Raw genomic sequence first — 13,322 nt, forward strand, 5'->3', positions numbered from 1 at the left:
CAGTAACATTGCGGTGATAACCCCAAACGATATCGTATTGGATTCGTACAAGCTGCATGGGAGTAATGAGGTTTTATGGGCGGTGCTGGCCGCGCAGGCGCGATGGGATAAGCGCCAGCAAATGGTGGCTGGCGCGGAAGAATGATACTGCGTTAACGGATGCTGTCAGGCGAGGGCGTTTTAAACCTCGCCTAACGACAAGCGTGCGTTACTTCACGGTCACCTTGATAACCGCGTCTTTATCATCAGGCTGAGGTTGTTTTTCCCACGGGCGGACATACGACAGGTCGATTTCGCCTTCACCTGCTTTTACCGCCTTGAAGTGAAACATTTCATGGCCGCCGCATCCGACTTTGTCGTGACAGTCTGCACCGGGCTTGTAGGTTTTGCCAGTCAGCACGACGATATCAGGCAGTTTCTTAATCGCCCAGGTATAACCGGTGCTGGGGTTGGCCGGTAGTGTCACTTCAAACTGCTCGCCGACTTTAGTTTCTTTGTGTTGGTTTTCGACAGCTGACGCTGCCATCACGCTTAACGGAAATAACAGACCAACAGCAAGGGCGAATTTCTTCATGTATTCCTCCAGAGATAATCGTGAATAATAAATGATGACCTGTTCATGAATTTCTAGGGTCCTTGTTTTCTGTCAGGCAGGCAATTACCCTTACCGCTCTGGCAAGCCCGTATATAAATGGAAGGCTGATGTTCAGAAAGCAAAAGGTGAACGCAACAGATAGGATGGGAATAATGTGTGTTGGAAGACATTTCTTACCTCGATGATAAAAATAAAACATGCCATATAAGGGTGGCATGGAATGAAGAAATGGCAAATTTATATTGGGAAATTATTTTTTTAAGTGCCTTTTCCTCACTTCAATTGGTAATGAAATCATCCAATAAGGTGTGGTGCGGATCGGTTTAATTTATATAATAGAGAGTGATTTTTAAATAAGGTGTTTATTTTTGAATTAAATAATGAGTGTGTAATCAATAACAGATGATGTCATTTTTTGTATGCTGGCATATTATAAACTGTGGGTGCGTTGATTTTAATAACCGGTTTCCCTATGAGTCTCGTCTTTCAGGCTGCCATTCGCTGTGTTTGATGCTGCTCCCGGCAACGTCGCCGCTTACCCGTCACATGCGAATGCCAACTTCTGAGGACTCTGCGGTGTAGCGGTGCTCGTCCAAACGTATCGCGCCACAACATACCATTGCCACAGCAAACATATCTGCTTTATCATATTTGAATTCGACATCAGGAGGCTTTCATGAATATCCTTACCCCACTGGAGCTGTTTAAAGCCTTGTCTGATGACACCCGCCTTTCGATTGTACTCTTATTGCGTGAGGCCGGTGAGCTATGTGTTTGCGATCTTTGCTCAGGGCTTCAGGCATCCCAGCCCAAGATATCCCGTCATCTTGCGCTATTGCGGGAAGCCGGATTATTACTGGATCGTCGCCAGGGAAAATGGATTCATTACCGGCTTTCTCCGCATGTTCCAGCCTGGTGTGCCGCGGTTGTAGAGCAGGCGTGGCTCAGCCAACGACATGAGGTGGCTAACCTCGTGAGCAGGCTGGAGCAGAAGGGCCGGTGCGAGTAAAAGATTTATCCTGATATATCTTATTTTTCATATGTATTTGGGGGCAACATGTTACTGGCTGGAGCCATTTTTATACTGACGCTGATACTGGTCATCTGGCAACCGCGTGGTTTGGGTATTGGCTGGAGTGCGTCGTTTGGGGCGATGCTGGCGCTCGTGACCGGGGTTATTCACCTGGCGGATATTCCTGTGGTGTGGCATATCGTCTGGAATGCGACGACGGCGTTTATTGCCGTGATTATTATCAGTTTGCTGCTTGATAAGTCCGGTTTTTTTGAGTGGGCGGCATTACATATGGCGCGCAGAGGTCAGGGGAAGGGAAAACGCTTATTGACCCTAATGATTGTATTAGGCGCATTGGTTGCGGCGTTATTCGCTAATGATGGTGCCGCGCTTATCCTGACGCCCATTGTCGTGGCGATGTTGACGGCGCTTGGGTTTAGCCGTGGCTCAACGTTAGCATTCGTGATGGCGGCCGGGTTTATCGCCGATACATCAAGTTTACCGTTGGTGGTATCTAATCTGGTCAATATTGTTAGCGCAGACTATTTTCGTATTGGCTTTACGACCTATGCGTCGGTCATGATTCCGGTGAATATTGCCTCGGTCATTGCCACGCTGGGTGTTCTTCACGGCTTCTTTCGGCGGGAAATTCCTGCCGGTTATGACCTGGACAAGCTGCAAAAACCGGCCGCCGTCATTCGCGATCGGCAGACTTTCATCGCCGGGTGGTGTGTTTTGCTGCTGTTGCTGACAGGGTTTTTCGTGCTGGAGCCGCTGGGCGTGCCTGTCAGCCTGGTCGCGACTGTCGCCGCCGGGATTCTTTGGCTGGTGGCGCGGCGCGGGCAGATTATTGATACCACCAAGGTGGTGCGTGATGCTCCCTGGCAGATTGTGGTGTTCTCGCTGGGAATGTATCTGGTGGTGTATGGGCTGCGCAATGCAGGCCTGACCGATTATCTGACACAGTTGCTGAATGCGTTTGCTGCACAGGGATTATGGGCAGCGACATGGGGCACCGGTTTCCTGACGGCGGTTCTGTCGTCAGTGATGAACAATATGCCAACGGTCCTTATCGGGGCGCTTTCGATCGACGCTTCCACTGCGGATGGGGTGATCCGTGACGCGATGATTTACGCCAACATCATCGGCTGTGATTTAGGGCCGAAACTGACACCCATCGGTAGCCTGGCCACGTTGCTGTGGTTACATGTGCTGGCGCAGAAAGAGATCAGTATCAAATGGGGATATTACTTTCGCGTGGGTGTGGTGATGACATTCCCAGTGCTGTTTGTGACGCTGGCCGCCTTGGCGCTGCGTCTTTCCCTCTGACTTGCGCGGTGGTACACCGCAAATCCTTTTGAAGAGAAAAACGATGACAGACATTACCATCTACCATAATCCCGCGTGCGGAACCTCCCGTAATACACTGGCGCTGATTCGTAATAGCGGTGTCGAACCCACCGTGATTCACTACCTTGAAACCCCTCCATCGAAAGATGAGTTGGTTAGATTAATCTCCGCAATGGGCATTACCCCCCAGGCGCTGTTACGTCAAAATGTAGAGCCTTATGCACAACTGGGGCTGGCCGAAGAGAAGTTCAGTGATGAGCAATTGATCGCCTTCATGCTGACGCACCCAATTCTTATCAACCGCCCGATTGTCGTGACACCGCGTGGCACTCGCTTGTGCCGCCCGTCAGAAGTGGTGCTGGATATTTTACCCGATGCGCAGCAAGGGGAATTTATCAAAGAGGATGGTGAGATAGTCGTCGATAAATCTGGCAAGCGAGTGAAATAGAATGGACCTGGACATCAGCCTTACTAGCCCAGCAGTCAGCGTAGGCCAAACCTTCTTATAGTGCGGTAACCCCGTTCGCGAGTACCTGAAACGCGAACGGGGCGCTCATTATCGTGACGATGCCGACGGCGATAGATTTAGCCGTCGCACAACGGTGGTATTCGTGATGACGGCCGGGTTTATCGCCGCTACATCAAGTTTACCGCTGGTGGTATCCAATCTGGTCAACATGGTTACCGCCGTCATTCCCTACAGTATGCAGCGATGAGCGTTACGCTACACGCTTCACTTCGCCTACCAGTAAGATATAAGACAGTGCGCCAACCAGTGCGACACCGGCAATGTAGGTCAGCGCTGGGGCAAAACCGTAATCCTGCGCCAGATAACCAATAATCAATGGCACCGTGATACCACCCAAACCGCCGACAAAGTTAAACACGCCCCCCGTCAGACCAATCAGGCGAATCGGTGCCAATGACGACACCAGCGACCAGGTGATGGAGGCAAAGCCATTACCAAAGAACGCCAGCGCCATCAACGTCATAATCCACATCGGGTCGTTGGTATAGTTTGCCCCCATAATGCAGGTGGAAATCAACAGGCCGCAGATAATCGGCGTTTTACGCGCCAGGCCAATCGATTTTCCGCTACGCACCAGACGGTCCGCCACAAATCCGGACAGTAACACGCCGACAAACGCCGCCAGGAAAGGCACCGTCGTCATAAAGCCAGCCGTCAGTGCGCTAATGTGTTTTTCCTGCGTCAGGTAGTTAGGGAACCACGTCAGGAAGAACCACAATGTGGATGTCACGGCAAACTGCCCGATATAGACGCCCACCAGCTTGCGGTTAAACACCAGTTTCCAGTCGGCGGCGGTCAAAGGCTGACGCGCTTTTTTCTCGATCGGCGCATCGCCATCAACCATACCACCGCCTTCGGCAATGTAATCCAACTCGGCCTGGTTGATCCCTTTACTTTTCTTCGGTGACTGATAAACCACGTGCCAGATAATGGCCCAGACAATACCGACACCGCCAGTAACAATGAATACCCAGTGCCAGCTCAGAAGCTCCTGCAACCAGATAAGTAATGGCGTCAGGAATGCCAGACCAACGAATTGTCCTGACGTATAAAAACCAACGGCGGAAGCACGTTCTTGCTCTGGGAACCAACTGGTCACCATACGGTTATTGGTCGGAAAGGCGGGCGCTTCAAACAGCCCGGTCACGGCGCGTAAACCAATCAACGACGCCAGCCCGGTGGCGAAGCCTTGCAGTAATGTGGCAATCGACCACCCCATGATGGCGATAAAATAGGTGACCTTTGAGCCGACGCGGTCAAGGAACCAGCCACCGGGGATTTGGCATAACGTATAGGTCCAGGCAAAGGCGGAAAAGATATAGCCCATTTGTGTTTTTGTAATGCCGAACTCTCTTTGAATATGTGCCGATGCCACGGCCAGGTTGGCTCGATCCACATAGCAGATGACGACCGTAATAAAAATCATCAGTAAGGTGAGATAACGCCGTTTTGTAGGACGGGTAGTTATTGTCATATCCATCTTCTGTTCCTATTTTTTAGTAAACGGACAGCCATACTTATTGCCCGCTATTATTGAACGTTCAATGCTTGAATGCTCAATAACACCAGCAGTTGGTATGCTTTATTTTTTCTAATGAAACCAATAACCGCGCACAGTCAATGCATTCTTTTATTGATAATGGCGTGTTTTAAACCCCGGTGATGGCACGCCTATACCCGTCATACTTCAAGTTGCAGGAAAACCAGCGTGCCTGCGAATTGAAGCATGACGATTATATGATGAGTGAAATACTCATCTCCCCAGTTTTAATAAAATAGTGCTCCCTCACGATGTAATATATTTCGTGAAAAATTATATTTGCTCTATTCGATTGCGCTGGGGAGAGTCGTTATCTATTACCACTCAGCAACGGCACCATCCGCGTAACGCCACACCGGGTTACGCCAGTCTGGCGCATTTTTACTGCGTTCGATGACTAACTCTTCATTAATTTCCACACCGAGGCCAGGCTTATTCAGAGGGTAGAAATGACCGTCGGTCATGGCAAAGTCTTCTTTATTGACGACATAATCCAACAGCTCGGCACCTTTATTATAATGGATGCCCATACTTTGCTCCTGGAATACCGCGTTACGCGCCACAAAGTCGAGATGCAAACAGGAAGCCAGAGCAATGGGGCCTAATGGACAGTGTGGTGCCAGCGCAACATCATAAGACTCTGCCATTGCGGCAATTTTAAAGCACTCGGTAATACCGCCTGCATGAGACAAGTCAGGCTGAATAATGGCCAGCCCGCCGTCTGCCAGTACGCGTTTAAAATCAAAGCGAGAGAACATACGCTCGCCTGCCGCAATCGGCAGATGGGTTTGCGCTGCCAGACGCGGATAATACTCCGCCTGTTCAGCCAACACCGGCTCTTCAATAAACAGTGGACGGTACGGTTCCAGCTCTTTGATTAAGATTTTCGCCATCGGCGCATCCACACGGCCGTGGAAATCCAGACCGAACTCGATGCTGTTACCAAAGGCTTCGCGGATTTCCGCGACCACGGCCACCGCCGCATCCACTTTGCGCGAGTTATCAATGATGCCCATCTCTTCACAGCCGTTCAGCTTGAAGGTATCAAAGCCAATTTGGGTCAGCTTTTTGATGCCCGCGATCACTTCGGAAGGACGATCGCCGCCAACCCAACTGTAGGCTTTGATCTTGTTGCGAACCAGCCCGCCCAACAACTGATAAACCGGCACACCCAGCACCTTGCCTTTAATATCCCACAATGCCTGGTCGATACCGGCGATAGCGCTCATCAGGATCGGACCGCCGCGGTAGAAGCCCGCACGGTAAAGCACCTGCCAGATATCGTTGATGCGTGCTGGGTCTTGCCCAATCAAATAGTCAGACAGTTCGTGAACGGCCGCTTCAACGGTACGCGCTCGGCCTTCGATAACCGGTTCGCCCCAGCCGACAACGCCTTCATCGGTTTCAATTTTCAGGAACATCCAGCGTGGCGGCAGCCGGTATGTGGTGACTTTGGTAATTTTCATTCAACAGCGTCCTTATAGGCGTTAACAAATGCTTGTGCTTTTTGCGCGGTAACCTCAACCGACTGACCGGCTCGGTACAGATCGCTGCCTAATCCGGCACCGATGCAACCCGCGCGAAGGTAATCCTTCAGGTTTTCTGGCGTGACGCCACCGACGGCAAAGACGGGAATGTCTTTGGGCAATACCGCCTTTAGCGCCTTGATGTAGTCCGGCCCAAACGCCGACGACGGGAAAATTTTCAGCGATTGCGCGCCCGCATCCAGCGCCGTGAAGGCTTCCGTCGCGGTGGCGCAGCCCGGACACACCGTCATGCCGTAATCCACCGCCCGGCGAATAACATCGGGAGAAATGTTGGGGGTGACCACCAGCTTGCTGCCAATTTCCTGTAATTTGTCGACATAGTCGGCTTTCAGTACCGTGCCTGCGCCAATCAGGGCGCGGCTGCCAAAATGTTTCACCGCCAGTTGAATACTTTCATACGGGTTTGGTGAATTCAGAGGGATCTCCACCGCATCGAATCCGGCATCCAGCAATGCCGCGACATGTGCCAGCACCTCATCCGGCGTGATCCCGCGCAGAATCGCAATCAAGGGAAGGTTAGTATTCCAACTCATTAACAATGCTCCTTATGCCTGCCTGAAACGCCCGATCACCATCCAGCGGCTGCCAGCGTAATCCAGCGTGTTGTAATGCTTTTTCATAGCGCGCGGTCAGGGCAGGGGAGCCGATTAAGGTGATGGACTCTTCCGCCGCCACCTGATAATGGCGCTGCATTTGTGAGACTTCGTTGCCAATCAATAATCCGGACAGCCAGTCGCTCACGGCACTTTTCTCCAGACGCCCCAGCACATGCGCAGCGCGGGTTTCAAACAGGCAACGGATGATGTTGTCATCGGCAAAACCCAGCGCCAGCCCTTGCTGGAACGCGTCGGGGGACGGTTGCTGCTCCGTCAGCCCCACGCCGATTAACGACTGCGTCATCAGCAGGTGGTGCAGCTCACCGGTCATCACGGTGCGAAAATCCAGCACGGTGCTGTCATCGGTCCGCACCCATTTCGAGTGCGTTCCCGGCATCAAATAAAGCGAGGAAGGACATTCGCTATAGGCACCAATAAGCTGGGTTTCTTCACCGCGAATCACATTGCAGTTGTCGTCTTGCGCAATACTCAACCCTGGTACAATCCACGCGGCCATCGGGCTGGCTTCGTCCACACGGGTCAGCCGATGGGCGATGTCCGTCAGGAGAGTCGGGCATGACAGATACGGCACGGAAAGCCAGCCCGCATTGCTGCCAATCATGCCCGCCATCACGACAGGCAGGCTATGCTGCTGCCACGGCGCAACAGTCTGCTGAAAAACCTGCTGCGGCGTTTGGCCATTCAACCGTGTGACGCCCGCTTCAGACTTCACGCTGTCGATACAGACGCCATCCCGATACAGCCACGCCCGCAGGTTGGTCGAACCCCAGTCAATGGCGATATAGCTTTCACTCATGTAATGTCCTTTAACCGTTTGGTCGAGCTGGCGATCATGGTCAACGCCGCCCGCTCTGCTGCTTCAATATCCTGATGCCGAATGGCATCGTAGAGATCCTGATGTTCACGCAATGTCCGTGGCATGTTGTCTTCGTCCGGCATATAGGTGCGCTCAAACACCGCACGCTGTAGCGAACTGATCGCGACGCTCAACTGCTGTAACACCGGGTTGTGCACCGCCGCCAGGACCGCCTCATGGAAGCGAATATCCGCTTCATTAAACGCATCACGATTCTGATGGTTGGAAATCATGTCGTTTAGCGCCGCTTCAATCACCGCCAGTTCACTTGAGGTCGCCCGTTCGGCAGCCCAGCGGGCAATCGTCGGCTCCACCAGATTACGCACCTCGCTCATTGCGCTGATCAGACGCGGGTCGTAGTCGCTTGCCAGAACCCATTGCAGAACGTCGGTATCCAGGTAATTCCACTGGTTACGCGCGGCCACAAACGCGCCACGATACCGTTTCACTTCCACCAGTCTTTTCGCCATCAGCGCTCTGAACACTTCACGAATGATGTTGCGCGAAGTCTGAAACTCTTCACATAGCTCCGCTTCTGCGGGTAACGGCGTGCCCGGTGCGTACTTCCCACTAACGATTTGTTGGCCAATATCCAGAATGATGCGGTCGGTTTTGCTTAATTCCTGCTTATTCATCATCACCTCAACGAGACAAAACGGATTGATATCACGGCACTTACTTTACCCACCATGCCGCCTGACGTCGTCGAATTGTTGCACAATAACCGCATCCTTCCCTCATTCGTTGCGCTGATTGTAGTGCTATTTAATATTGTTGTACTACAATGTGGATCACAAAACAGGCAATAAATGCAAATTTGTAACGCCAGGGTTAAAATGTGGCGGTGTGGTGAGGGGGCGGGGGGCTGAACATGGTCTGCGGCGCGAGAGCGTCTTTGAGGGATTGTTGATGGCTCCTTCAGAGCCGCTGCCAGCAGCGTTTAAATCTGCGTAAGCCAATTTTCTTTCACACCAGTTACTTACTGATGTAATCTTCTGTAGATTTACTCTGTTGCCGCGTTACAAGACTTATAATGAGCTTTGCCCTAAAGGCCAACGCGCCAGCGTGTTGGCTCGCAACTTGATTATTTTTGGTATAGACAACAACTACATTCACTCAGGGAAGATATGCCACATCATTCGGACCGTTTGGAACAATCTCTTTGGTGTTTCGGGTTACCCGTACTCTGGTACGGTATTTCAATCTTTACAGGGGGCTGGCTATATCGCGGCATATCGATTAATCCAGCCTATTCATTAGTTTTTTTTACATTAATGGCCTTTATTGTCATTGTGCCATTCTGGCTTAGGTACACAAAACGGTATGGATTACTCCCTCTCGGGCTTTTTTCCTGTCGCCTGATGCTTAAACTCACTTTTGTTCTGCTGCTCATCTTGATGCTGACAAGTCTAATGATGTCAAAAGAAGAGCGTTGGATGCAGCAGGTGACTGATTTTTCAAAACAAGGGGAGCTGAGTGTTGTATTGGCGATGCTCCTTTTCAGTCCGATCGTTGAAGAGATAGTTTTCCGCGGTTTTTTGCTGCAAGGGCTTCTTACCTGGTTGCCTAATAATAGGCTGGCTTGTTGTATTCTGGTTTCTTTGTTATTTGCGGGTGCTAATACACAATACACATCCACTGTAACGCTGGCTGAGTTAATAACGATATCCTTGCTGCTGTGTTACGCGCGTTTGGTCAGCAAAGGGCTGTTGATGCCAGTGTTGACACATATACTGAACAATTCAATCGTTTTGTTGTTCTGGTATGTCAATATATAGACATACTAATAAACTATACCATTCACGTTTAGAGAGCTTCCGGTATACGCCTTATTTTAATAAACCCATAGTTAGAGTCTGGAGCTACCGACGTTTGAAAACACCCTCATCTAAAAGCCATTCTATATCATCAGAAAAAATAGGGGCTGTAATTGAAAATTGTTTGCAGATAGAGCACGCGAGATGGGTTAGTTCAGACTCAAGAATTGCTTGGTTAACCCCATAACCGGGGAGTAGAAGATATTTAAAACTATCCCTTTGAATGTCCGTAATTTTATATGAATTATTTGCGGCAACATCTAAAATCAAAAGGCGTCTTGCAATGTTTATTCTGCTAGGGGCTATTTCTAATTTATCTCCATTCTCGATTACATAGCCGAGCTCTATGCATATAGATGCAATGCGATTGATTTCTTGAATAGCATAGCCATCAGTTTTCAGTGTATTAAAAACAACGTTTTTTAATCTACTGTCGCTGGTTAAGATAGAATGCTCAAATTCTATAGGTGTTAGAAAATCTATTTTTTGTAGCTCTCGCCTTAATCTTATCAAGATACTTTTTACTTGAAAGAAAGATGTTGTATTATCAAAAGACAGCATGTGAGATAAATCACCGCGCAGTGAAGCATAATATCCAGCACCATCAAGGTATTCTACAAACCTTGCAGATGGATATTTTTTGATAGTAAACTCCCTTGAGCTTTTTGTTTGATCTACTACTTTATGAGATATACTTCCGGAATCTCCAGCATAAAACTGAGATTGAATAAATAGCTTGGGTTTTGGTTCCCAGCCATCTATTTTATAAGGGATGATAAAGTCATATGCCCGCGTCTTCTTTTTTCTTTTCCCATCTTCAACTATTTCCTCTTCTCCAATGGTCACATCATTAGGATTGAAGTCAGAATTAGGGCGCAACCCCATATTGATGAGTTTTTCTCGAAGGATATCTTCTGTTACATGTCCACCAGAGGCAGAGACGCTACCGCGAATTTTAAATATAGTACAAGAGTTTAGTAGGAGTTTACCTAAAGGAAATTCAGTAGACAGCTTGTCTAAATCCATGTATGAGCGACAAATTGCCCAGAATTGTAATATATCCTCATTATCTTCTAGAATAAGGCTAGAATATTCTTTTAATAGCACCCTAAGATAAACATCCAGATCAAAGAAAGGCTCTGTTTTTATCATGTGAAGATATTTATCATGCGAGCCTACAAGGCATGAAGCTAAAGATTTTGCAACGAAATCAGACTTTGTTATTGCTGGGATGTTATTAAGCTGAAATTTAATTGTTTTTTTGTTTGTCCCTCTTTTGGGGATGAGCGGCATTACGTCATTTTTTTTCAGTTTAATCAAAAAATGATTTTTAAGATTATTGTCTGTAGCACCTGTGGTCAAAAATAATAAATTAAAAAATGAATTGTAAAATTCAGCAACTCGCTGTTCATCTTGAATAAAAAACTCTCCAGCAACAAGTGTATTGCTGGTGTTTATAACTGCATCGCACAAATTATCTATGGTGCAAATTTGATAGTTAGAAAAGTTATCAAGATAATGGGAAATAGACTGAATGCACTCACAAAGTGATTTTATTTCAGAGTTGAATTTATCACTATCTTTTATTCTGTCGAGTTTCGCGGTGAGCCATTGGTCAAACTCTGCTAGTTGCTCCGAAATTTCGAGATTTTCTGTGCGAAGTCGCATTATTCATCCTTTTGTTAAAATCAAATGCAAACGTTGTTATAATAACCTGTATAAAGAGGGTTTGACATGATATCAATAATAGATTTAAAAATTAGTAGGTTAGCTGACGCTCTCGGACTAGAGTCTCAGCATCAGCTTTCGTTGGATGACAGCGAGATATCTAACGTTCCTCAAAACTGGGCTCAAGCCGACACTACCCTCTTTGTCGGCGACAATTTACCTTACTTAAAAGAACTGGCATTGCTTAGTCCCGGGACGGTCGATATGTGTTACATAGATCCGCCGTACAATACAGGATCTAAATTTATTTACAATGACTTAAGGAAGTCGGATATGAGTGGTCATTTCGGCTCTCATTCTGCCTGGATGGGATTCATGCTCCCTCGCCTTGTCACTGCTAGAGAACTACTCAAAGAATCAGGATTGATCGCCATTAGCATTGATGATTATGAATACACATATTTGAAAATTCTTATGGATTGCATTTTTGGAGAAGATAATTTTATCGGAAATATCATCGTATGTAGATCAAAAAATGGCAAGGGAAGCAACAGAAACCTTGCATCTAATCATGAATATTTATTGATTTATGGGAAGTCAGACAAATCGAGTCTTCGTGGTCAGCTTGATGAAACCAAATATGATAAGCAAGATAAGTTTGGTCAATATCGAGTGGATGGTCTTTTCCGGAAAAAAGGTGAAGCTAGCTTAAAATCTGACAGACCAAATATGTATTATCCACTTTATTTTAATCCTGATAGTGGAGAAGTGTCTGTAGATCCCATTATCGGCTGGTATATCACCTATCCAATTGATTCAAAAGGTATAGATAGACGATGGCTATGGAGTGCTGAAACAGCGAGAGAAAGATCATGGCAGCTTTACGCTAGTAAAAAAGGTGTTATTTACGTTAAAAATTATTCTGGTGATGGTATTACGCAGAAGAGAACAAAAGTGAGATCCCTATGGAGCGAGACAGATTTTTATACCGAGAGGGGGACAAATGAAATTAAGAATTTATTTGGTGCTAAGGTATTCGATACGCCAAAGCCATTGGCTTATATAAAGAAAATAATTGATGTTTGTTCGCCCAGTGATGCTCTCATTCTTGATTTTTTTGCAGGTTCAGGAACAACTGCTCACGCCGTCGCAGTGTTGAATAGTGCAGATATGGGAACAAGGAAATGTATCTTAATGGAGTCTAACAGTGAAATTCCCATCAAGCATTTAGCTAGGAATATGGGCTTTAAAACTATATCGGAAATAACAGAGAAAAGACTTCATCTAATTCAAGAAGAATACAATAAATTCACCTTCCGAGTGATTGAAACTTCTTCTATTTCAGTACAAAAGATGATCTATAACGTATGAGTATTCTTAGGATATGGGGCGCTACTTACCGTCCATTCCTTCTCGGCAGGTTTGGCGGCTTTGATCTCGGTATTGGTCAGAGGGGTAGTTATACGGGCCATCGTAGTTATACGCTTTTGTAGTTATATGGGCGGTATAACTAAGCGTATAACCAAACTTTCCGGCTGTAAACGGGGTATCCCGGCAGATAACAGGCAACAAAAAACCCGCAAACTCAGAGAGGATGCGGGTTTCTGTGGGGTTTCCGTCAGTAACCGGTACTTACGGAAGTAGTATTTGGTCGGCACGAGAGGATTTGAACCTCCGACCCCCGACACCCCATGACGGTGCGCTACCAGGCTGCGCTACGTGCCGATGCTATGGGCCGCTATACTACCGTTTCCTGACTCGATTGCAATAGCCGCCCTAAACGACTGCTTT

The 13,322-nt window shown here is 47.8% G+C and carries 12 protein-coding genes, 1 tRNA gene and 1 pseudogene; 6 read left to right on the forward strand and 8 right to left on the reverse strand.

Annotation, left to right across the window (positions count from 1 at the left end; all coding sequences use genetic code 11):
* Positions 1 to 208: 208 nt before the first annotated feature.
* Positions 209 to 574, reverse strand: a complete 366-nt coding sequence (locus tag OB87_RS04795; protein ID WP_033568299.1) for a protease inhibitor I42 family protein — start codon at positions 572 to 574, stop codon at positions 209 to 211.
* A 697-nt stretch (positions 575 to 1,271) separates the two neighbouring features.
* Between OB87_RS04795 and OB87_RS04800 the strand changes: the two genes are divergently transcribed.
* From OB87_RS04800 to OB87_RS20530, 4 genes and pseudogenes are all read left to right on the forward strand, one after another.
* Positions 1,272 to 1,604: a metalloregulator ArsR/SmtB family transcription factor gene (locus OB87_RS04800; RefSeq protein ID WP_033568300.1), complete on the forward strand. Its 333-nt coding sequence runs from the start codon at positions 1,272 to 1,274 to the stop codon at positions 1,602 to 1,604.
* Between the two features lie 48 nt (positions 1,605 to 1,652).
* Complete coding sequence (locus OB87_RS04805) at positions 1,653 to 2,936, forward strand: arsenic transporter (protein WP_033568301.1); 1,284 nt, start codon at positions 1,653 to 1,655, stop codon at positions 2,934 to 2,936.
* Positions 2,937 to 2,979: 43 nt separating this feature from the next.
* Entirely contained in the window at positions 2,980 to 3,405 is a 426-nt protein-coding gene (gene arsC / locus OB87_RS04810; protein ID WP_033568302.1) for a glutaredoxin-dependent arsenate reductase, read from the forward strand.
* A 136-nt stretch (positions 3,406 to 3,541) separates the two neighbouring features.
* Positions 3,542 to 3,646, forward strand: a pseudogene (locus OB87_RS20530) (ArsB/NhaD family transporter); the annotation flags it as partial.
* 30 nt (positions 3,647 to 3,676) lie between these two features.
* Here the strand turns inward: OB87_RS20530 and OB87_RS04815 are convergent.
* The 5 genes from OB87_RS04815 to dgoR form a co-directional block, all read right to left on the reverse strand.
* Complete coding sequence (locus OB87_RS04815; protein ID WP_033568303.1) at positions 3,677 to 4,966, reverse strand: MFS transporter; 1,290 nt, start codon at positions 4,964 to 4,966, stop codon at positions 3,677 to 3,679.
* Positions 4,967 to 5,343: 377 nt separating this feature from the next.
* Positions 5,344 to 6,492, reverse strand: a complete 1,149-nt coding sequence (gene dgoD, locus OB87_RS04820; protein WP_033568304.1) for a galactonate dehydratase — start codon at positions 6,490 to 6,492, stop codon at positions 5,344 to 5,346.
* The gene (locus tag OB87_RS04825) at positions 6,489 to 7,106 is read right to left on the reverse strand and encodes a 2-dehydro-3-deoxy-6-phosphogalactonate aldolase (RefSeq protein ID WP_033568305.1); all 618 of its coding nucleotides are present in this window, start codon (positions 7,104 to 7,106) and stop codon (positions 6,489 to 6,491) included. The genes dgoD and OB87_RS04825 overlap by 4 nt, the downstream gene beginning before the upstream one ends.
* On the reverse strand, positions 7,090 to 7,986 hold the full coding sequence (locus OB87_RS04830) for a 2-dehydro-3-deoxygalactonokinase (RefSeq protein WP_033568306.1): 897 nt from the start codon (positions 7,984 to 7,986) through the stop codon (positions 7,090 to 7,092). Before OB87_RS04830 ends, OB87_RS04825 begins: the two co-directional genes overlap by 17 nt.
* Positions 7,983 to 8,681 (reverse strand): D-galactonate utilization transcriptional regulator DgoR, encoded by a 699-nt coding sequence (gene dgoR, locus OB87_RS04835; RefSeq protein ID WP_033568307.1) that lies wholly within the window; start codon positions 8,679 to 8,681, stop codon positions 7,983 to 7,985. Before dgoR ends, OB87_RS04830 begins: the two co-directional genes overlap by 4 nt.
* Positions 8,682 to 9,173: 492 nt before the next feature.
* Between dgoR and OB87_RS04840 the strand changes: the two genes are divergently transcribed.
* On the forward strand, positions 9,174 to 9,824 hold the full coding sequence (locus tag OB87_RS04840; protein WP_033568308.1) for a CPBP family intramembrane glutamic endopeptidase: 651 nt from the start codon (positions 9,174 to 9,176) through the stop codon (positions 9,822 to 9,824).
* Positions 9,825 to 9,908: 84 nt separating this feature from the next.
* On the opposite strand, the gene OB87_RS04845 is transcribed toward OB87_RS04840, so the two are convergent.
* On the reverse strand, positions 9,909 to 11,531 hold the full coding sequence (locus OB87_RS04845) for a hypothetical protein (protein WP_033568309.1): 1,623 nt from the start codon (positions 11,529 to 11,531) through the stop codon (positions 9,909 to 9,911).
* Between the two features lie 66 nt (positions 11,532 to 11,597).
* On the opposite strand from OB87_RS04845, the gene OB87_RS04850 reads away from it, so the two are divergent.
* The gene (locus OB87_RS04850; RefSeq protein ID WP_033568310.1) at positions 11,598 to 12,902 is read left to right on the forward strand and encodes a site-specific DNA-methyltransferase; all 1,305 of its coding nucleotides are present in this window, start codon (positions 11,598 to 11,600) and stop codon (positions 12,900 to 12,902) included.
* 277 nt (positions 12,903 to 13,179) lie between these two features.
* Here the strand turns inward: OB87_RS04850 and OB87_RS04855 are convergent.
* Positions 13,180 to 13,256: transfer RNA gene (locus OB87_RS04855), tRNA-Pro, on the reverse strand.
* Between the last annotated feature and the right edge of the window lie 66 nt (positions 13,257 to 13,322).

This window comes from Dickeya undicola (assembly GCF_000784735.1).
GTDB lineage: Bacteria > Pseudomonadota > Gammaproteobacteria > Enterobacterales > Enterobacteriaceae > Dickeya > Dickeya undicola.